Here is an 18,915-nt window from a genome sequence, read left to right on the forward strand (position 1 = left end):
GAAGGGTCCGTGCCCTTCGCCTTTCGTCCGATGACGCCTTTTACCCAGGCTGTTTGGATTCGGACGAATAACAAGATTCCATTAGCCACGCCCGCTGACACCGGGCCAACGAAGAACTTTGAACCATGGCCACTATCCACGTAGACGGCAAAGAGCTCGAAGTCGATGGCGCAGACAACCTGTTACAGGCATGTCTGTCCCTGGGCCTCGACATCCCTTATTTCTGCTGGCACCCCGCCCTTGGCAGCGTAGGCGCCTGTCGCCAATGCGCGGTCAAGCAGTACACCGACGAAAACGACAAGCGTGGTCGGATCGTCATGTCCTGCATGACCCCCGCCACCGACGGCAGCTGGATCTCCATCGACGACGAAGAAGCGAAAGTGTTTCGCGCCAGCGTCGTCGAATGGCTGATGACCAACCACCCTCACGACTGCCCGGTCTGTGAAGAAGGCGGTCACTGCCACCTGCAAGACATGACGGTGATGACCGGCCACAACGAGCGCCGTTATCGCTTCACCAAGCGCACCCACCAGAACCAGGACCTCGGCCCGTTCATCTCCCACGAGATGAACCGCTGCATCGCCTGCTATCGCTGCGTGCGTTTCTACAAGGACTACGCCGGTGGCACCGACCTGGGCGTGTTCGGTGCCCACGACAACGTGTACTTCGGTCGCGTCGAAGACGGCACCCTGGAAAGCGAATTCTCCGGCAACCTCACCGAGGTCTGCCCGACCGGTGTGTTCACCGACAAGACCCACTCCGAGCGCTACAACCGCAAGTGGGACATGCAATTCTCGCCGAGCATCTGCCATGGCTGCTCCAGCGGTTGCAACATTTCTCCGGGCGAGCGCTACGGTGAACTGCGTCGCATCGAGAACCGCTTCAACGGTTCGGTGAACCAGTACTTCCTGTGCGACCGTGGCCGTTTCGGCTATGGCTACGTCAACCGCAAGGATCGTCCACGCCAGCCACTGCTGGCGGGCGGCGCCAAACTGAGCCTGGACGAAGCGCTGGACAAGGCCGCCGAACTGCTGCGCGGACGCAACATCGTCGGCATCGGCTCGCCACGGGCCAGCCTGGAAAGCAACTACGCCCTGCGTGAACTGGTCGGCGCCGAGCACTTCTACAGTGGCATCGAGGCCGGCGAGCTGGAACGCATCCGCCTGGTCCTGCAAGTGCTCAAGGACAGCCCGCTGCCGGTGCCGACGATGCGCGACATCGAAGACCACGACGCAGTGTTCGTCCTTGGCGAAGACCTGACCCAGACCGCCGCGCGCATGGCCCTGGCCCTGCGCCAGTCGGTCAAGGGCAAGGCTGAAGACATGGCCGACGCCATGCGCGTACAGCCATGGCTCGACGCCGCCGTGAAGAACATCGGCCAGCACGCATTGAACCCGCTGTTCATCGCCAGCCTCGCCGAAACCAAGCTCGACGACGTCGCCGAAGAATGCGTCCACGCCGCCCCTGACGACCTGGCGCGCATCGGTTTCGCCGTGGCCCACGCCCTGGACGCCAGCGCCCCGGCAGTCGACGGCCTGGACAGCGAAGCCGCCGCCCTGGCCCAGCGCATCGCCGATGCTCTTTTGGCAGCCAAGCGCCCACTGATCATCGCCGGCACCTCGCTGGGTTCCAAGGCCTTGATCGAAGCCGCCGCCAACATCGCCAAGGCCTTGAAGCTGCGGGAGAAGAACGGTTCCATCAGCCTGATCGTGCCGGAAGCCAACAGCCTCGGCCTGGCCATGCTCGGTGGCGAATCGGTGGACGCAGCGCTGCAAGCGGTGATCGACGGCAGCGCCGACGCCATCGTGGTACTGGAAAACGACCTGTACACCCGCACCGACAAAGCCCGGGTGGACGCCGCCCTGAACGCCGCGAAAGTGCTGATCGTCGCCGACCATCAGAAAACCGCCACCACCGACCGCGCCCACCTGGTGCTGCCGGCGGCGAGCTTCGCCGAAGGCGACGGTACGCTGGTCAGCCAGGAAGGCCGCGCCCAGCGCTTCTTCCAGGTATTCGACCCGACTTACCTGGACGCCAGCATCCTGGTTCACGAAGGCTGGCGCTGGCTGCATGCCCTGCGCTCGACCCTGCTGAACCAGCCGGTGGACTGGACGCAACTGGACCATGCCACCGCCGCCTGCGCCGAAAGCAACCCGCAACTGGCCCGGATCGTCGATGCCGCACCGTCGGCCTCGTTCCGCATCAAAGGCCTGAAGCTGGCGCGCGAACCGCTGCGCTACAGCGGTCGCACCGCCATGCGCGCGAACATCAGCGTGCATGAGCCGCGTACCTCCCAGGACAAGGACACTGCGTTCTCGTTCTCCATGGAAGGCTACTCGGGTTCGACCGAGCCGCGCTCCCAGGTGCCATTCGCCTGGTCGCCGGGCTGGAACTCGCCACAAGCCTGGAACAAGTTCCAGGACGAAGTCGGCGGTCACCTGCGTGCCGGCGACCCGGGCACACGCCTGATCGAGAGCCAGGGCGATGGCCTGAGCTGGTTCGCCAGCGTGCCGCGCGCCTTCAACCCGGCACCGGGTACCTGGCAGGTCGTGCCGTTCCATCACCTGTTCGGCAGCGAAGAGAACTCTTCCAAGGCCGCGCCGGTGCAGGAACGCATCCCAGCCGCCTATGTATCGCTGGCCAAGTCCGAAGCCGACCGCCTGGGTGTCAACGATGGCGCCCTGCTGAGCCTGAACGTGGCCGGCCAGACCCTGCGCCTGCCGCTGCGCATCAATGAAGAACTGGGCGCCGGCCTGGTGGCCCTGCCAGCTGGCCTGGCGGGTATCCCACCGGCGATATTCGGCAAAACCGTCGACGGTCTGCAGGAGGCAGCGCAATGAGCTGGTTCACCCCTGAAGTGATCGCTGTGATCCTGACGGTCCTCAAGGCCATCGTGATCCTGCTGGCCGTGGTGGTCTGCGGCGCGTTGCTGAGCTTCGTCGAACGTCGCCTGCTGGGCTGGTGGCAGGACCGCTACGGTCCGAACCGCGTCGGCCCGTTCGGCATGTTCCAGATCGCCGCCGACATGATCAAGATGTTCTTCAAGGAAGACTGGACGCCGCCGTTTGCCGACAAGGTGATCTTCACCCTGGCACCGGTCGTGGCCATGAGCGCCTTGCTGATCGCCTTCGCGATCATCCCGATCACCCCGACCTGGGGCGTGGCGGACCTGAACATCGGCCTGCTGTTCTTCTTCGCCATGGCCGGCCTGTCGGTGTATGCGGTGCTGTTCGCCGGCTGGTCGAGCAACAACAAGTTCGCCCTGCTGGGCAGCCTGCGGGCCTCGGCCCAGACCGTGTCCTACGAAGTGTTCATGGGCCTGGCGCTCATGGGCATCGTGATCCAGGCCGGTTCGTTCAACATGCGCGACATCGTCGAGTACCAGGCCCAGAACCTGTGGTTCATCATTCCGCAGTTCTTCGGTTTCTGTACCTTCTTCATCGCTGGCGTGGCCGTGACTCACCGTCACCCCTTCGACCAGCCGGAAGCGGAACAGGAACTGGCCGACGGTTACCACATTGAATATGCCGGCATGAAATGGGGCATGTTCTTCGTCGGTGAGTACATCGGCATCATCCTGATCTCGGCATTGCTGGTGACGTTGTTCTTCGGTGGCTGGCACGGTCCGTTCGGCATCCTGCCGCAACTGTCCTTCGTCTGGTTCGCCCTGAAGACCGCGTTCTTCATCATGCTGTTCGTCCTGCTGCGCGCCTCGATCCCGCGCCCACGCTACGACCAGGTGATGGACTTCAGCTGGAAATTCTGCCTGCCGCTGACCCTGATCAACATGCTGGTGACCGCTGCGATCGTTTTGATGAACGCGCCTGCGGCCGCGGTTCAGTGAGGATTTGACCCATGTTCAAATATATTGGCGACATCGTTAAGGGTACCGGTACCCAACTGCGAAGCCTGGTCATGATCTTCGGCCATGGCTTTCGCAAGCGCGACACCCTGCAATACCCGGAGGAGCCGGTCTACCTGGCGCCGCGTTACCGTGGCCGTATCGTCCTGACCCGCGACCCCGACGGCGAAGAACGCTGCGTAGCCTGCAACCTGTGCGCCGTGGCATGCCCGGTGGGTTGCATCTCGCTGCAGAAAGCTGAAACCGAAGACGGTCGCTGGTACCCGGACTTCTTCCGCATCAACTTCTCGCGCTGCATTTTCTGCGGCCTCTGCGAGGAAGCCTGCCCGACCACCGCGATCCAGCTCACGCCGGATTTCGAAATGGCCGAGTTCAAACGTCAGGACCTGGTGTACGAGAAAGAAGATCTGCTGATTTCCGGTCCCGGTAAAAACCCTGATTACAACTTCTATCGTGTTGCAGGTATGGCCATTGCCGGTAAGCCAAAAGGCGCCGCGCAGAACGAAGCCGAACCGATCAACGTGAAGAGCTTGCTGCCTTAAGGAAGAAAGATGGAATTCGCTTTCTATTTCGCATCGGGTATTGCAGTGGTGTCCACGCTTCGCGTGGTCACCAACACCAACCCCGTGCACGCCCTGCTCTACCTGATCATTTCGCTGATCGCCGTGGCCATGACCTTCTTCGCCCTCGGCGCGCCGTTCGCCGGTGCCCTGGAAGTGATCGCCTACGCCGGCGCCATCATGGTGCTGTTCGTGTTCGTGGTGATGATGCTCAACCTCGGCCCGGCCGCGGTCCAGCAGGAACGCTCCTGGCTCAAGCCCGGCATCTGGGCGGGACCGGTGATCCTGTCCGCCCTGCTGCTGGGTGAACTGCTGTATGTGCTGTTCGCTCACCAGAGCGGCCAGGCCATCGGCCACACCACCGTAGGCGCCAAGGCCGTGGGCATCAGCCTGTTCGGTCCGTACCTGCTGGTGGTCGAACTCGCCTCGATGCTGCTGCTTGCCGCAGCCGTCACGGCGTTCCATTTGGGCCGTAACGAGGCGAAGGAGTAATCACATGCCTGCTATCCCTCTCGAGCATGGTCTGGCGGTTGCCGGCATCCTGTTCTGCCTCGGTCTGGTCGGCCTGATGGTCCGCCGCAACATTCTGTTCGTGCTGATGAGCCTGGAGGTCATGATGAATGCCTCCGCCCTGGCCTTCATCGTCGCGGGCGCTCGCTGGGCGCAGCCGGATGGACAGATCATGTTCATCCTGGTGATCAGCCTGGCAGCCGCCGAGGCCAGTATCGGCCTGGCGATCCTGTTGCAGCTGTATCGCCGCTTCCACACTCTCGATATCGACGCTGCCAGCGAGATGCGCGGATGAACCTACTCTTTCTGACTTTCGTATTCCCCCTCATCGGTTTCCTGCTGCTGTCGTTCTCCCGTGGACGCTGGTCGGAAAACCTTTCGGCGCTGGTTGGCGTGGGTTCCATCGGCCTGTCTGCCATCGTCACGGCCTACGTGATCTGGCAATTCAACGTCGCCCCGCCCGAAGGCGGTGTGTTCGTGCAGGTGCTGTGGCGCTGGATGGCGGTGGAAGGCTTCACGCCGAACTTCGCCCTCTATCTGGACGGCCTGTCCCTCACCATGCTCGGCGTGGTGGTCGGCGTGGGTTTCCTGATCCACCTGTTCGCTTCCTGGTACATGCGCGGTGAAGCCGGTTATTCGCGCTTCTTCGCCTACACCAACCTGTTCATCGCCAGCATGCTGTTCCTGGTGCTCGGCGATAACCTGCTGTTCCTGTACTTCGGCTGGGAAGGCGTGGGCCTGTGCTCGTACCTGTTGATCGGTTTCTACTACAGCAACCGCAACAACGGGAATGCCGCACTCAAGGCGTTCATCGTGACCCGGATCGGCGACGTGTTCATGGCCATCGGCCTGTTCATCCTGTTCCAGCAACTGGGCACGCTTAACATCCAGGAACTGCTGGTCAAGGCGCCGGAACACTTCAAGGTCGGTGACTTCTGGATCGTCCTGGCGACCCTGATGCTGCTGGGCGGTGCCGTCGGTAAATCCGCGCAACTGCCGCTGCAAACCTGGTTGGCAGACGCGATGGCCGGCCCTACCCCGGTCTCGGCACTGATCCACGCCGCGACCATGGTCACCGCCGGTGTCTACCTGATCGCCCGTACCCACGGCCTGTTCGCCCTGGCGCCGGACATCCTGCACCTGGTCGGCATCGTCGGCGGCGTGACCCTGGTATTGGCCGGTTTCGCCGCGCTGGTACAGACCGACATCAAGCGTATCCTCGCCTACTCGACCATGAGCCAGATCGGCTACATGTTCCTGGCCCTGGGTGTCGGTGCCTGGGAAGGCGCGATCTTCCACCTGATGACCCACGCCTTCTTCAAGGCGCTGCTGTTCCTTGCTTCCGGTGCGGTGATCGTGGCCTGCCACCACGAGCAGAACATCTTCAAGATGGGCGGCCTGTGGAAGAAACTGCCGCTGGCCTACGCCAGCTTCATCGTCGGCGGCGCGGCCCTGGCGGCCCTGCCACTGGTCACCGCCGGTTTCTACTCCAAGGACGAGATCCTCTGGGAAGCGTTCGCCAGCGGTAACCAAGGCCTGCTCTATGCCGGCCTGGTGGGTGCGTTCATGACCTCGCTGTACACCTTCCGCCTGATCTTCATCGCGTTCCACGGTGAAGCCAAGACCGAAGCCCACGCTGGCCACGGCATTGCCCACTGGCTGCCGCTGTCGGTGCTGATCGTGCTGTCGACCTTCGTCGGCGCCATGATCACCCCACCGCTGGCCGATGTGCTGCCGCAAAGCGTCGGCCATGCCGGCGGCGAAGCCAAGCACAGCCTGGAGATCGCTTCGGGCGCCATCGCCCTGGCCGGTATCCTGCTGGCCGCCCTGCTGTTCCTGGGCAAGCGCCGTTTCGTCACGGCCATCGCCAACAGCGGCATTGGGCGTTTCCTTTCGGCCTGGTGGTTCGCCGCCTGGGGCTTCGACTGGATCTACGACAAACTGTTCGTCAAGCCATACCTTGCGATCAGCCACATTCTGCGCAAAGACCCGCTCGACCAGACCATTGGCCTGATCCCGCGCATGGCCAAGGGCGGCCACACCGCCCTGAGCCGTACCGAGACTGGTCAACTGCGTTGGTATGCGGCTTCCATGGCGGCTGGCGCCGTGCTGGTTATCGGCGCCATCGTGCTGGTAGCGGTCTGATATGAACCTTGCGAACTTGCGAAAGGAAACGAGCCCGTCATGATTCTGCCCTGGCTAATCCTGATCCCCTTCATCGGCGGCCTGCTGTGCTGGATCGCGGAGCGCTCCAGCTCCACGCTCCCGCGCTGGATTGCGCTGCTGACCATGTCCCTGGAACTCGCGCTCGGCCTCTGGCTGTGGGCGACCGGCGACTATTCATTCGCTCCGGCCCCTGGCGCCGATCCGACCTGGGCGCTTGAATTCAAGCACGCCTGGATCGCGCGCTTCGGCATCAGCGTGCACCTGGCCCTCGACGGCCTGTCGCTGCTGATGATCCTGCTGACCGGCCTGCTGGGTATCCTCTCGGTCCTGTGCTCCTGGAAAGAGATTCAGCGTCACGTCGGCTTCTTCCACCTGAACCTGATGTGGATCCTGGGCGGCGTGATCGGCGTGTTCCTGGCGCTGGACCTGTTCATGTTCTTCTTCTTCTGGGAAATGATGCTGGTGCCGATGTACTTCCTCATCGCGCTCTGGGGTCACAGTTCTTCGGACGGCAAGAAAACCCGGATCTACGCGGCGACCAAGTTCTTCATCTTCACCCAGGCTTCCGGCCTGATCATGTTGGTGGCGATCCTTGGCCTGGTGCTGGTCAACTTCAACAACACCGGTGTGATTACCTTCAACTACGCCGACCTGTTGAAAGTACAGATGTCCAAGACCACCGAGTACGTGCTGATGCTGGGCTTCTTCATCGCCTTCGCGGTGAAGCTGCCAGTGGTGCCGTTCCACTCCTGGCTGCCGGATGCCCACGCCCAGGCACCGACCGCAGGTTCCGTGGACCTGGCGGGTATCTTGCTCAAGACCGCGGCCTACGGCCTGCTGCGCTTTGCCCTGCCGCTGTTCCCCAATGCCTCGGCAGAGTTCGCGCCAATTGCGATGACCCTGGGCCTGATCGGGATTTTCTACGGTGCGTTCCTGGCGTTCGCCCAGACCGACATCAAGCGCCTGATCGCGTTCTCCAGCGTCTCGCACATGGGCTTCGTGCTGATCGGTATCTACTCCGGCAGCCAGCTCGCCCTGCAAGGCGCGGTGATCCAGATGCTCGCCCACGGCCTGTCGGCGGCGGCACTGTTTATCCTCAGCGGCCAGTTGTACGAGCGCCTGCACACCCGGGACATGCGTGAGATGGGCGGCATCTGGTCGCGTATCGCTTACCTGCCGGCCATCAGCCTGTTCTTCGCGGCCGCGTCCCTGGGCCTGCCGGGCACCGGCAACTTCGTCGGCGAGTTCCTGATCCTGATCGGCACCTTCGTCAGTGCGCCATGGATCACCGCCATCGCGACGTCTGGCCTGGTGTTCGGTTCGGTCTACTCGTTGATCATGATCCACCGCGCCTACTTCGGCCCGTCCAAGTCGGACGAAGTGCTGCGCGGCATGGACGGTCGCGAACTGATCATGGTGCTCGGCCTTGCGGTATTGCTGGTTTACCTCGGCGTTTCCCCGCAGCCGTTCCTCGACACCTCTGCCGCCACGATGCATGGCGTGCAGCAGTGGCTCGGCACCGCCTTCTCTCAACTCGCTTCGGCCCGGTAAGAGCGCTATGGAATTCACGATTCAACACTTTATCGCGCTTGCGCCGCTGTTGATCACCAGCGCCACGATCATCGTGGTGATGCTGGCAATCGCCTGGCGCCGCAATCACTCACAGACCTTCCTGCTGTCGGTGGCGGGGCTGAACCTGGCCCTGCTGTCGATCCTGCCGGCCCTGAAAGTCGCACCACTGGCGGTCACGCCGCTGTTGCAGATCGACAGCTTCGCCTGCCTGTACATGGCGCTGATCCTGGTCGCCACCCTGGCCTGTGTCACCCTCGCCCACGCCTACCTCGGCGATGGCGGCTCGGGTTACCCGGGCAACCGCGAAGAACTGTACCTGCTGATCCTGATGGCCGCCGCCGGTGGCCTGGTTCTGGTCAGCGCGCAGCACCTGGCCAGCCTGTTCATCGGCCTGGAACTGCTGTCGGTGCCGGTCTACGGCCTGGTGGCCTACGCCTTCTTCAACAAGCGCTCCCTGGAAGCCGGCATCAAGTACATGGTGCTGTCGGCCGCCGGTTCGGCGTTCCTGTTGTTCGGTATGGCCCTGCTCTACGCCGAAGCCGGCACCTTGAGCTTCGTCGGCATCGGCCAGGCCCTGGCGGCCACCGGCCTGCCTAGCCCGATTGCGCAATTGGGCCTGGGCATGATGTTGATCGGCCTGGCGTTCAAGCTGTCGCTGGTGCCTTTCCACCTCTGGACCCCGGACGTCTACGAAGGCGCCCCGGCGCCGGTGGCGGCGTTCCTGGCCACCGCGTCGAAAGTGGCAGTGTTCGCGGTGATGGTGCGGCTGTTCCAGATCTCGCCAGTGGCCAGCAGCGGTGTGCTGAGCAACGTACTGACCATCATCGCCATCGCGTCGATCCTGTTCGGTAACCTGCTGGCTCTGACCCAGAGCAACCTCAAGCGTCTGCTGGGTTACTCGTCCATCGCTCACTTCGGTTACCTGCTGATCGCTCTGATCGCCAGCAAGGGCCTGGCCGTGGAAGCCATCGGCGTGTACCTGGTCACCTACGTGATCACCAGCCTCGGCGCCTTCGGCGTGATCACCCTGATGTCCTCGCCGTACAACGGCCGCGACGCTGATGCCCTGTACGAATATCGCGGCCTGTTCTGGCGCCGTCCGTACCTGACCGCCGTGCTGACCGTGATGATGCTGTCCCTGGCCGGTATCCCGCTGACCGCCGGCTTCATCGGCAAGTTCTACATCATCGCCACCGGCGTCGAGGCTCACCAATGGTGGCTGGTCGGCTCCCTGGTGCTGGGCAGTGCCATCGGCGTGTTCTACTACCTGCGCGTCATGGTCACCCTGTACCTGATGGAACCGAACCTGCGTCGCCACGATGCCGAGTTGCACTGGGAGCAAAAGGCAGGCGGCGTGATGCTGCTGGCCATCGCCGTGTTGGCGTTCTTCCTCGGTGTGTACCCGCAGCCGTTGCTGACCCTGGTCCAGCAGGCAGGCCTGACGGGCTGATGCCTGGATGCTGTAGCCAATCGAAAAAGCCCGTATCGCGAGATACGGGCTTTTTTTTGGCTGATGAAAACCAAAGCCCTGCGCACCGAGCAACGTGGAATCCATCCAGGCGACATGACGTCCAAATGCTCCAGCAGGGCTATCCTTGAGACCAGCCAACAGGTACGTGTTGAAGGAGAGATGCGGTTGAAAGTCGATTTTGAATGCGTGGTCGTGGGTGCTGGCGTTGTCGGGCTTGCCGTGGCTCGGGAGATGGCCCGGGCTGGTCACGAGGTGCTGCTGATCGAGGCGGGTGAAGCCATCGGCATGGGCATCAGTTCGCGCAACTCCGAAGTCATTCATGCCGGCATCTATTACCCAACGGGTAGCCTCAAGGCGCAGTTGTGCGTCGAAGGTCGGCACAGGTTGTATGACTATTGTGAGCACCACGGTGTCGAGACCCGCCGCCTCGGCAAGTTGATCGTTGCCAAGGACGAGACGCAGAAGGCCGGGCTCAACGCCCTGTTCGAACGAGGCCTGGCCAATAGCGTGGACGACCTGCGCTTGCTCGATCGGCAACAGGCGCTGGAACTGGAGCCCGCCCTGGCGTGCGTCGCCGCGCTGTATTCGCCCTCCACCGGTATCGTCGATTCCCACGCCTTGATGTTGGCCTTGCAGGGTGACGCCGAAGCGGCCGGGGCGACTCTCGCGTTTCATACGCCTCTGTCGAGCGCACGGATCAGTGCCGATGGCTTTCTGCTGGAATTGGGCGGCACGGCGCAGATGAGCCTGTCCTGCCGCCGACTGATCAACGCCGCCGGCCTACAGGCACCCGCCCTCGCCCGCCGCATCGACGGCCTGGCGCCGCAAACGGTGCCCGACGACCACCTGTGCAAGGGCAACTACTTCAGCCTGGCCGGACGGGCGCCGTTCCGACACCTGGTCTACCCCGCGCCGGAAGCCGCCGGCCTGGGCATCCATATGACCCTGGACCTGGCGGGCCAGGCGCGTTTCGGCCCCGATGTCGAATGGGTCGAGCGCGAAGACTACCGAGTCGACCCGGCCCGGGCCGAAGCCTTCTACCCGGCGATCCGCAATTACTGGCCAGACCTGCCGGACCAGAGCCTGCAACCGAGCTATAGCGGCCTGCGTCCGAAAATCTCCGGCCCGGGCGAGCCTGCCCGTGACTTTCTCATCAGCAGCCCAGCCGAACATCAGGTTCCGGGATTGATCAACCTGTTCGGGATTGAATCGCCAGGGCTGACCTCCTGCCTGGCGATTGCCACACGGGTCCGGCAACTGATTGCAAGCGTTTAGCCATAGCGCAAAGTGCAAGGCGTTTTCCCCAGCCTCTTGCAGCTTGCACGAACATAAAACCAGCGACAAATTCAACCAATTGTTTTTAAACAACTTTTTATTAAGGCCCAACTGGCACGGCTGATGCAATTTACCTCTTACACGGCGTTGGCGCTTGAAGCCAACCCGTAACCGTGAATTGCCTGGAGCTACTATGAACGCCATCGACCTGTTGAAAGCCGACCACGAACGCGTCAAAGCCATCCTGACTCAACTGAGCGAGTCGACCGACCGTGCCGTGAAAAAACGCACTGACCTGTTGGCGAAACTGGAAATGGAAATTTCCATCCATACACGCCTGGAAGAAGAAATTCTTTACCCGGCTTTCAAGCAGGCAGGGGGCAAGGACGAGGCCGAAATGTATTACGAGGCCAAGGAAGAACACCGCACCGTCGACTCACTGGTACTACCGGACCTGAAAACCACCGATCCAACCCAACCGGAATTCGCCGGTCGAGTGAAAGTGGTCAAGGAACTGCTTGAGCACCACATCGAGGAAGAAGAAAAAGAAATGTTTCCCCTCGCGAAAAAACTGCTGGGCAAGGCAAAACTCGATGCCCTGGGTGCAGACATGGAAACCATGAAAGCGCAGTACAAGAAAGAACTGAGTAGCGCCAACCTCGCCGCCTGATCGAAGCGCCGTGGATGCTTCAGCCGTCATGGGACGGCTGAATGCGTCGCGGCGCTTTACTGCATTTGTTCACGCAAGAATTCCACCAACGCCTGCACCGGGCGTGCACTTTGTCGGTGCTGGGGATATACCGCCGACAGCGCCAACGGTTCGGTCTCGAAGCCTTTCAAGACCTGGACGAGTCGCCCATCCTTCAAGGCATCGCCCAGGATGAACGTCGGCAGATAGGTGATGCCCATGCCGGCAATGGCCGCGTCCCTGAGCAAATCACCGTTATTGGCGCGCATGCGCCCTGTGACCTCCAAGGTCAGTAGTTTGCCAGCGCCCACGAAACGCCACTGCACCTGGCGGCTGTGACCATAGGGCAAACAGTCGTGGTTGCGCAGGTCTTCGGGCCGCGCGGGTGTGCCTCGTTGTGCCAGGTAGGTCGGGCTGGCGCAATACACCCGTTCGATGGTGGCGATGCGCCGGGCAATCAGCGTCGAATCCTCAAGCACACCGATGCGCAGCGCCAGGTCATAGCCCTCCCCCAACAGGTCCACCGAGCGGTCGCTCAGGTCCACCTCGACGCTGACGCCCGGATAGCGTTGCAGAAACAACGGCAACAAGCTGCCCAGGTGCGCCATGGCGAAGGACAGCGGCGCGCTGAGGCGGATGGTGCCGCGGGGCTCGCTGGTTTGGCCGCTGATGCCCTGCTCCACTTGTTCGACTTCATTGAGCAGGCGCAGTGCCGCTTCGTAGTAGCGCTGGCCCAGGGGCGTCACGTCGAGCCGGCGGGTCGAACGATTGAGCAGGCGCACGCCCAGGCGCTGTTCCAGCTCCATGAGCTTGCGACTGACGAACTGCTTCGACAGCCCCAGCTTGTCCGCCGCAGCGGTGAAACTGCCCGACTCCATGACCTGGGCAAAGATGCGCATTTCTTCGAAGGGGTTCATTGTCATTCCAGGGTGTGGGGCTTTATAGAGACATCCAAGCCGAATACAAAACCTGTGGCGAGGGGATTTATCCCCGCTGGGCTGCGCAGCAGACCCAATAATTGAATCATATGAACATTCTGACACACCCGGTTGGCCGATTTTGGGGCCGCTGCGCAGCCCTGCGGGGATAAATCCCCTCGCCACAAGGGTCATTTGCCAGATAGAAAGATGCCCGCACATCGGCGGGCATCCGTTCAGCCAAGCGCAGCTTACTTGGCCGTCAGCGCCGTGTAGCTGTTCATCAGGTTACGGTAGTTCGGAATGCGCTGGGACAACAGGTTGCCCAGGCCTTCGATGTCGTTGCGCCAGTCGCGGTGCAGCTCACAGGCCACCGAGAACCAGTTCATCATCTGCGCGCCGGCAGCGGTCATGCGCACCCAGGCGGCCTGTTGCACGGTTTCGTTGAATGTGCCCGAGGCGTCGGTGACGACGAATACATCGAAACCTTCGGCCAGTGCCGATAGGGTCGGGAACGCCACGCAGACATCGGTCACCACGCCGGCGATGATCAGTTGCTTGCGGCCGGTGGCCTTGATCGCCTTGACGAAATCTTCGTTGTCCCAGGCATTGATCTGGCCTGGACGCGGGATGTACGGCGCGTCCGGGAACATTTCCTTGAGTTCCGGCACGATCGGGCCGTTGGGACCTTTTTCGAAGCTGGTGGTCAGGATGGTCGGCAGTTCGAAGAACTTCGCCAGGTCGGCCAAAGCCAATACGTTGTTCTTGAACTCGTTCGGCGAGAAGTCCTGGACCAGGGAAATCAGGCCGGTCTGGTGATCGACCAGCAGGACGACCGCGTCGTCTTTGTTCAGACGGTTGTAGGCGGGAACGTTGCTCATGGGATGACTCCTTTGGGATGGATGTTACGAAACCTGTGGGAGCGAGCCTGCTCGCGATAGCGGAGTGTCAGGCTACGGCGATGTTGAATGTTCCACCGCCATCGCGAGCAGGCTCGCTCCCACAAGGGATGTGTTGTGTCAGTCAGAAGGCAAAGCAGGAGCAGCCAAACGCGCCCCAGAAGCCTTGGAAATCGCTGACCGGCACGTTCGACAGCCGCGCCCGTTCATGGCTGTGGGCGTGCACCGTGCACGGACCGCTGCACTGGTGAACCTGCGCCTGCAACGGGGAAGTCGGGCGCCAATGGCCCGGGACCTTGACCACCGGCGACCAGTCCGGCAGCACCGGGACGCTGGCCGGGCCGAGTTTTTCGAAGTCGCCGGCGGCGTACACCACCTTGCCGTCCACCACGGTCAGCACCGACTCGATCCACTTGATGGCTTCTTCCTCGACGCTGAAGAAGTCCGCGCTCAGGGCCGCCAGGTCCGCCAGTTGGCCAACCTTGATCTGGCCTTTCTTGCCCTGCTCCGAGGAGAACCAGGCGCTGCCATGGGTGAACAGCTCCAGCGCGGTCAGGCGCGGCAGGCCTTCTTCGTGCAACGAGAGGCCGCCGACGGTGCGGCCGCTGACCATCCAGTACAGTGAAGTCCAAGGGTTATAGCTCGACACCCGGGTAGCGTCGGTGCCGGCACCCACCGGCACGCCCTCGGCGAGCATGCGCTTGATCGGCGGCGTGGCTTCGGCGGCCTTGGCGCCGTAGCGGTCGACGAAGTATTCACCCTGGAAGGCCATGCGATCCTGGATCGCGATACCACCGCCCAGCGCCCGCACGCGCTCGATGTTCTTCGGCGTGATGGTCTCGGCGTGGTCGAAGAACCACGGCAGGCCATTGAACGGAATGTCGCGGTTGACCTTCTCGAACACGTCGAGCATGCGGCTGATGGATTCGTCATAAGTGGCGTGCAAACGGAATGGCCAGCGCTGCTCCACCAGATGCCGGACCACCGGCTCCAGGTCCTGCTCCATGCCCGGCGGCAGGTCCGGACGCGGCTCGAGGAAGTCCTCGAAATCCGCCGCCGAGAACACCAGCATTTCCCCGGCGCCGTTGTGCCGCAGGAAATCGTCGCCCTGATGCAACTTGACGCTGCCGGTCCAGTTCTTGAAGTCGCTGAGTTCTTCCTTGGGCTTCTGAGTGAACAGGTTGTAGGCGATGCGCACCGTCAACTGCTGCTCGCGGGCCAATTGTTCGATCACCGCGTAGTCGTCCGGGTAGTTCTGGAAACCGCCGCCGGCATCGATGGCACTGGTCAGGCCCAGGCGATTGAGTTCACGCATGAACTGGCGCGTGGAGTTGACCTGATATTCCAACGGCAACTTCGGCCCCTTGGCCAACGTCGAGTAAAGGATCATCGCGTTAGGCCGTGCCACCAGCATGCCGGTGGGCTCACCCTTGCTGTCACGCACGATCTCACCGCCTGGCGGGTTCGGCGTGTCACGGGTGTAGCCGGCCACCCGCAGCGCGGCGCGGTTGAGCAAGGCGCGGTCATACAGATGCAAGACGAACACCGGGGTGTCGGGAGCCGCCTGGTTGAGTTCTTCCAGGGTCGGCATGCGTTTTTCGGCGAACTGGAATTCGTTCCAGCCGCCCACCACGCGCACCCATTGCGGCGTCGGTGTGCGGTCGGCCTGGTCCTTGAGCATGCGCAAGGCATCGGCCAGGGACGGCACGCCTTCCCAGCGCAGTTCGAGGTTGTAGTTCAGGCCACCGCGGATCAGGTGCAGGTGCGAGTCGTTGAGCCCGGGGATGACGGTGCGGCCCTTGAGATCGATGACCTGGGTGCCGCTGCCGCGCAGGGCCATGGCCTCGGCGTCGGTCCCTACCGCGACGAAACGCCCCTGGCTGATGGCGACCGCACTGGCGCGGGGCTTTTCACGGTCGACGGTATGGAACTGGCCATTGAACAGAATCAGATCGGCGTTCATCGGATTTCCTTCTGGATGAGTAGAGGCAAGGGACAGCCGCGGCCAGAAAGCCGCCGCAGCACTGAGCAAGGACCCGGCGGCGAGCAATTGGCGGCGCAGCGGATCAGTTGGGTCGTCCTTATTGGCCATGGCCGGGCTCCAAATGTTCGTGGGCTTTGGAGGCCTCAAGCCAAGGTGCGAACAAACGGGTCGCCAGCGGCATGCACACGTACACCACCGAGAGCACGATGGTCAGGGTGATCAGGAACGTCGCCACCACGTAGTTGGAAAGAAAGGCGTTGAGTTGCAGCAACGGCCCCCAGATCAGCGGCACCAGCAAGGTGTGCGGCAGAATCACCAGCAATGTCACCACGGCCTGCTTCCAGCGCGGCGGCGGTGTGGCCGCATCGGCCAGCGGGGTGAACCAGAATTCCTTGTGCGCCCCGACTTCGGTCTGATCACCGTCAGCCAGCAACGGCGTGGCCTCCTCCACCAGCTCGCGGCGCTCCGGGGAATCCAGCCAGCGTTGCATGGCCTCGGTGGAGCAGAAACGCAGCACGCAAGTGAACAGCGCCAGCCCGCCCTGCTTGCCGCGCACCACATCCACTCCCAAGTGCCCCGGCCACTGGGCGGCGACACGCACCGTGCGACGCAACCAGGCCTCGTAGGCCGCGTCCTGGCCGGCCTTGATCCGGTGCTTGACCACCAGGGTCACGACTTCATCAAAGCCAGGTCTGGCCGGGCTCGCGGTGGATTCAACGGTTTGAGATTCAGACATGGCGAAGCACTCCAACAAAACGCGTGTTCATCGCCAGGCGTCCAGGCCCGGCAATCAATACGCTGGTAAATACGATCAGCAACAACCAGCCGAACTGCCCTTCTTCCAGGCTCCATTGCGGGTGCACCACCAGCAGCGCCACGGCCAGCAGAAACAGGATCGGCAGGCACGCCAGGCGCACCAGCACACCGGCCATGATCAGCAGCGGACACAGCACCTCGGCGAAAATCGCCAGGACCAGGGTCGGCGCCGCGCCAAGGTGAAACGGGTCTTCGATGCGGGTCAGCTCGACGCTGTAATGCAACAGCTTCGGCAGCCCATGGACCCAGAGCAAAAACAGCGCACCACTCAGGCGCAGGAACAACAAGCCCAGATCCTGCAGGGAACGTTCGTCAGAGGTATTCATCGGTGAGCTCCGACCGGGTCCGCCAAGGCGGCCGCCGGCAACGGTTGGGACATGTGACTGGCAATACGCGAGCGCAACCAGCGCTCGGCCGGGTCGTTGTCATGCACGCCGCTCCAGACCATCGACAACTCAGCGGCATTGATCTCGAACGGCGGGTCCTCGGCCCGCAACGCGCAGCCCTCCACCAACGCGCAGGCGGCGTAGTCGGGCACGGTGGCGATCAGTTCGGTACCGGCCAGCAAAGCCCGCAACCCGCTGAACTGCGGCACCGCCAGCACGACTTTGCGGGCCCGGCCGATGCGGGCCAGGTCCAGGTCGATGTTGCCGCTCAGGTCACCCGAGAACGAGACCATGGCGTGGGGCCGCGCGCAGTATTCGTCCAGGGTCAGTGGCCCCGGGCGCTTGTCGCCACGCAAGACCTTGCAAGGGATGTCCCGCAGTTTCTTGCGCTTGGCGTTGGCCGGCAGGTCGGTGGTGTAACTGACCCCGACGCTGATTTCACCGCTGGCCAGCAGCGACGACATCAGCAGGAAATTGGCCCGGCGCACCACCACGATGATCCCCGGCGCTTCTTCGCGCAGTTGGCTCAGCAACGGAGGAAACAGGCCGAACTCAGCATCGTCGGACAGCCCGATGCGAAACACATCGCAGCTGGTGGACGGATCGAACGCCTTGGCCCGGCTGACCGCGCTGGAAATCGTGTCCATGGCCGGTTGCAGTTCTTGCAGGATCGCCAGGGCCCGTGGGGTCGGTTCCATCCCGCGACCATGGCGGATCAGCAACGGATCATCGAACAGATCCCGCAAGCGTCCCAGCGCCGCGCTCACCGCCGGCTGGCCCATGAACAGCTTTTCGGCGACGCGGGTCAGGTTTTTCTCGAACATCAGTGCCTCGAAGATCACCAGCAGGTTCATGTCGAGACGGCGTAAATCGTTGCGGTTCATGGGTGTTATTCCTGTTGAATGCCGATCCTGTGGGAGCGAGGCTGCTCGCTCCCACAGGTCTGCGGCTTGGTCAACCCTGGATGAACGCCAGCAGATCCGCGTTCAATCGGTCCTTGTGGGTGTCGGTCAGGCCGTGGGGCGCGCCGGGGTAGACCAACAGCTGCGAGTTCTTGAGCAACTTGGCGGCGGCAATGCCGGCGGTTTCGATGGGGACCATCTGGTCGTCATCGCCATGGACCACCAGGGTCGGCACGTCGATGTTGCGCAGGTCTTCGGAAAGATCGGTCTCCGAGAACGCCTTGATGCAGTCGTAGGTGTTCTTGTGGCCGGCGAGCATGCCTTGCATCCAGAACCAGTCGATCATGCCTTGGGAGACTTTGGCGCCTGGACGGTTGGCACCGAAAAACGCGCTGGCCACATCTTTGTATAGCTGAGAACGGTCGGCCAGGGAGGCCTGGCGGAAGCCGTCGAACACTTCGATGGGCAGGCCGCCAGGGTTGCCCGGGGTCTTGAGCATCAGCGGCGTTACCGCCGAGATCAGGCCGAGCTTGGCGACACGGGCGGAGCCATGACGACCGATGTAGCGCGCCACTTCACCACCGCCGGTGGAGAAGCCGAGCAGCACCGCATTCTTCAGCTCCAGGCGTTCGATCAGCTCGGCCAGGTCATCGGCGTAGGTGTCCATGTCATTGCCGTCCCAGGGCTGGCTGGAGCGCCCGTGCCCACGGCGGTCATGGGCGATCACCCGGTAGCCGTTGGACGCCAGGAACATCATCTGCGCCTCCCAACTGTCCGAGTTCAACGGCCAGCCGTGGCTGAAGACCACCGGTTGACCACTGCCCCAATCCTTGTAGTAAATCTCGGTGCCGTCGCGGGTGATGAAGGTGCTCATGACATGACTCCTTGAGGTGGGTGGATGGCTTTA

17 protein-coding genes are annotated in these 18,915 nt (G+C 62.7%); 10 read left to right on the forward strand and 7 right to left on the reverse strand.

The features are described from left to right. The first annotated feature begins 125 nt into the window (after nt 1-125). From nuoG to PBDP_RS19035, 10 genes are all read left to right on the forward strand, one after another. Nucleotides 126-2,840, forward strand: coding sequence for an NADH-quinone oxidoreductase subunit NuoG (gene nuoG / locus PBDP_RS18990; RefSeq protein ID WP_176689465.1), 2,715 nt, complete (start codon nt 126-128; stop codon nt 2,838-2,840). Further along, nucleotides 2,837-3,844 (forward strand): NADH-quinone oxidoreductase subunit NuoH, encoded by a 1,008-nt coding sequence (gene nuoH, locus PBDP_RS18995; protein WP_025212983.1) that lies wholly within the window; start codon nt 2,837-2,839, stop codon nt 3,842-3,844. The genes nuoG and nuoH overlap by 4 nt, the downstream gene beginning before the upstream one ends. An 11-nt stretch (nt 3,845-3,855) precedes the next feature. Further along, nucleotides 3,856-4,404, forward strand: a complete 549-nt coding sequence (nuoI, locus tag PBDP_RS19000; RefSeq protein ID WP_003180051.1) for an NADH-quinone oxidoreductase subunit NuoI — start codon at nt 3,856-3,858, stop codon at nt 4,402-4,404. A 9-nt stretch (nt 4,405-4,413) separates the two neighbouring features. Further along, on the forward strand, nt 4,414-4,914 hold the full coding sequence (gene nuoJ, locus PBDP_RS19005; RefSeq protein ID WP_003180049.1) for an NADH-quinone oxidoreductase subunit J: 501 nt from the start codon (nt 4,414-4,416) through the stop codon (nt 4,912-4,914). Nucleotides 4,915-4,918: 4 nt separating this feature from the next. Beyond that, entirely contained in the window at nt 4,919-5,227 is a 309-nt protein-coding gene (nuoK, locus tag PBDP_RS19010; protein ID WP_003180046.1) for an NADH-quinone oxidoreductase subunit NuoK, read from the forward strand. Continuing rightward, nucleotides 5,224-7,077 (forward strand): NADH-quinone oxidoreductase subunit L, encoded by a 1,854-nt coding sequence (nuoL, locus tag PBDP_RS19015; RefSeq protein WP_109755561.1) that lies wholly within the window; start codon nt 5,224-5,226, stop codon nt 7,075-7,077. The genes nuoK and nuoL overlap by 4 nt, the downstream gene beginning before the upstream one ends. 39 nt (nt 7,078-7,116) lie before the next feature. Continuing rightward, nucleotides 7,117-8,649 (forward strand): NADH-quinone oxidoreductase subunit M, encoded by a 1,533-nt coding sequence (gene nuoM / locus PBDP_RS19020; protein ID WP_210639437.1) that lies wholly within the window; start codon nt 7,117-7,119, stop codon nt 8,647-8,649. A 7-nt stretch (nt 8,650-8,656) separates the two neighbouring features. Then, nucleotides 8,657-10,120: an NADH-quinone oxidoreductase subunit NuoN gene (gene nuoN / locus PBDP_RS19025; protein ID WP_025212979.1), complete on the forward strand. Its 1,464-nt coding sequence runs from the start codon at nt 8,657-8,659 to the stop codon at nt 10,118-10,120. Between the two features lie 186 nt (nt 10,121-10,306). After that, nucleotides 10,307-11,416 (forward strand): NAD(P)/FAD-dependent oxidoreductase, encoded by a 1,110-nt coding sequence (locus PBDP_RS19030; RefSeq protein ID WP_212801152.1) that lies wholly within the window; start codon nt 10,307-10,309, stop codon nt 11,414-11,416. 193 nt (nt 11,417-11,609) lie between these two features. Beyond that, nucleotides 11,610-12,086 (forward strand): PA2171 family ribosome-binding persister protein, encoded by a 477-nt coding sequence (locus PBDP_RS19035; RefSeq protein WP_109755564.1) that lies wholly within the window; start codon nt 11,610-11,612, stop codon nt 12,084-12,086. A 56-nt stretch (nt 12,087-12,142) separates the two neighbouring features. Here PBDP_RS19035 and PBDP_RS19040 read toward each other — a convergent pair whose 3' ends face one another. From PBDP_RS19040 to PBDP_RS19070, 7 genes are all read right to left on the reverse strand, one after another. Further along, nucleotides 12,143-13,021 (reverse strand): LysR family transcriptional regulator, encoded by an 879-nt coding sequence (locus PBDP_RS19040; RefSeq protein WP_212801153.1) that lies wholly within the window; start codon nt 13,019-13,021, stop codon nt 12,143-12,145. 251 nt (nt 13,022-13,272) lie between these two features. Beyond that, nucleotides 13,273-13,902: an isochorismate family cysteine hydrolase YcaC gene (gene ycaC / locus PBDP_RS19045; protein ID WP_123341695.1), complete on the reverse strand. Its 630-nt coding sequence runs from the start codon at nt 13,900-13,902 to the stop codon at nt 13,273-13,275. Nucleotides 13,903-14,044: 142 nt separating this feature from the next. Beyond that, nucleotides 14,045-15,883, reverse strand: a complete 1,839-nt coding sequence (locus PBDP_RS19050; protein ID WP_024617381.1) for an amidohydrolase — start codon at nt 15,881-15,883, stop codon at nt 14,045-14,047. Nucleotides 15,884-16,001: 118 nt separating this feature from the next. Continuing rightward, a complete protein-coding gene (locus tag PBDP_RS19055) occupies nt 16,002-16,640 on the reverse strand; it encodes an antibiotic biosynthesis monooxygenase (RefSeq protein ID WP_212801154.1) in 639 nt (212 codons plus the stop codon). After that, nucleotides 16,633-17,046, reverse strand: a complete 414-nt coding sequence (locus PBDP_RS19060; RefSeq protein ID WP_109755568.1) for a DoxX family protein — start codon at nt 17,044-17,046, stop codon at nt 16,633-16,635. The genes PBDP_RS19055 and PBDP_RS19060 overlap by 8 nt, the downstream gene beginning before the upstream one ends. Continuing rightward, nucleotides 17,043-17,990, reverse strand: coding sequence for a LysR family transcriptional regulator (locus PBDP_RS19065; RefSeq protein ID WP_109755569.1), 948 nt, complete (start codon nt 17,988-17,990; stop codon nt 17,043-17,045). The genes PBDP_RS19060 and PBDP_RS19065 overlap by 4 nt, the downstream gene beginning before the upstream one ends. Nucleotides 17,991-18,060: 70 nt before the next feature. Further along, nucleotides 18,061-18,882, reverse strand: coding sequence for an alpha/beta fold hydrolase (locus PBDP_RS19070; RefSeq protein ID WP_212801155.1), 822 nt, complete (start codon nt 18,880-18,882; stop codon nt 18,061-18,063). Nucleotides 18,883-18,915: the final 33 nt, after the last annotated feature.

Origin of the sequence: Pseudomonas sp. St290 (genome assembly GCF_018325805.1) — a bacterium.
Taxonomy (GTDB): domain Bacteria; phylum Pseudomonadota; class Gammaproteobacteria; order Pseudomonadales; family Pseudomonadaceae; genus Aquipseudomonas; species Aquipseudomonas bijieensis.

What these genes read in the sequence shown, in the direction of transcription:
- nuoG (WP_176689465.1), top strand. Translation starts at nt 126, where the DNA reads ATGGCCACTATCCACGTAGACGGCAAAGAGCTCGAAGTCGATGGCGCA.
- nuoH (WP_025212983.1), top strand. Translation starts at nt 2,837, where the DNA reads ATGAGCTGGTTCACCCCTGAAGTGATCGCTGTGATCCTGACGGTCCTC.
- nuoI (WP_003180051.1), top strand. Translation starts at nt 3,856, where the DNA reads ATGTTCAAATATATTGGCGACATCGTTAAGGGTACCGGTACCCAACTG.
- nuoJ (WP_003180049.1), top strand. Translation starts at nt 4,414, where the DNA reads ATGGAATTCGCTTTCTATTTCGCATCGGGTATTGCAGTGGTGTCCACG.
- nuoK (WP_003180046.1), top strand. Translation starts at nt 4,919, where the DNA reads ATGCCTGCTATCCCTCTCGAGCATGGTCTGGCGGTTGCCGGCATCCTG.
- nuoL (WP_109755561.1), top strand. Translation starts at nt 5,224, where the DNA reads ATGAACCTACTCTTTCTGACTTTCGTATTCCCCCTCATCGGTTTCCTG.
- nuoM (WP_210639437.1), top strand. Translation starts at nt 7,117, where the DNA reads ATGATTCTGCCCTGGCTAATCCTGATCCCCTTCATCGGCGGCCTGCTG.
- nuoN (WP_025212979.1), top strand. Translation starts at nt 8,657, where the DNA reads ATGGAATTCACGATTCAACACTTTATCGCGCTTGCGCCGCTGTTGATC.
- PBDP_RS19035 (WP_109755564.1), top strand. Translation starts at nt 11,610, where the DNA reads ATGAACGCCATCGACCTGTTGAAAGCCGACCACGAACGCGTCAAAGCC.
- PBDP_RS19040 (WP_212801153.1), bottom strand. Translation starts at nt 13,021, where the DNA reads ATGAACCCCTTCGAAGAAATGCGCATCTTTGCCCAGGTCATGGAGTCG.
- ycaC (WP_123341695.1), bottom strand. Translation starts at nt 13,902, where the DNA reads ATGAGCAACGTTCCCGCCTACAACCGTCTGAACAAAGACGACGCGGTC.
- PBDP_RS19050 (WP_024617381.1), bottom strand. Translation starts at nt 15,883, where the DNA reads ATGAACGCCGATCTGATTCTGTTCAATGGCCAGTTCCATACCGTCGAC.
- PBDP_RS19055 (WP_212801154.1), bottom strand. Translation starts at nt 16,640, where the DNA reads ATGTCTGAATCTCAAACCGTTGAATCCACCGCGAGCCCGGCCAGACCT.
- PBDP_RS19060 (WP_109755568.1), bottom strand. Translation starts at nt 17,046, where the DNA reads ATGAATACCTCTGACGAACGTTCCCTGCAGGATCTGGGCTTGTTGTTC.
- PBDP_RS19065 (WP_109755569.1), bottom strand. Translation starts at nt 17,990, where the DNA reads ATGAACCGCAACGATTTACGCCGTCTCGACATGAACCTGCTGGTGATC.
- PBDP_RS19070 (WP_212801155.1), bottom strand. Translation starts at nt 18,882, where the DNA reads ATGAGCACCTTCATCACCCGCGACGGCACCGAGATTTACTACAAGGAT.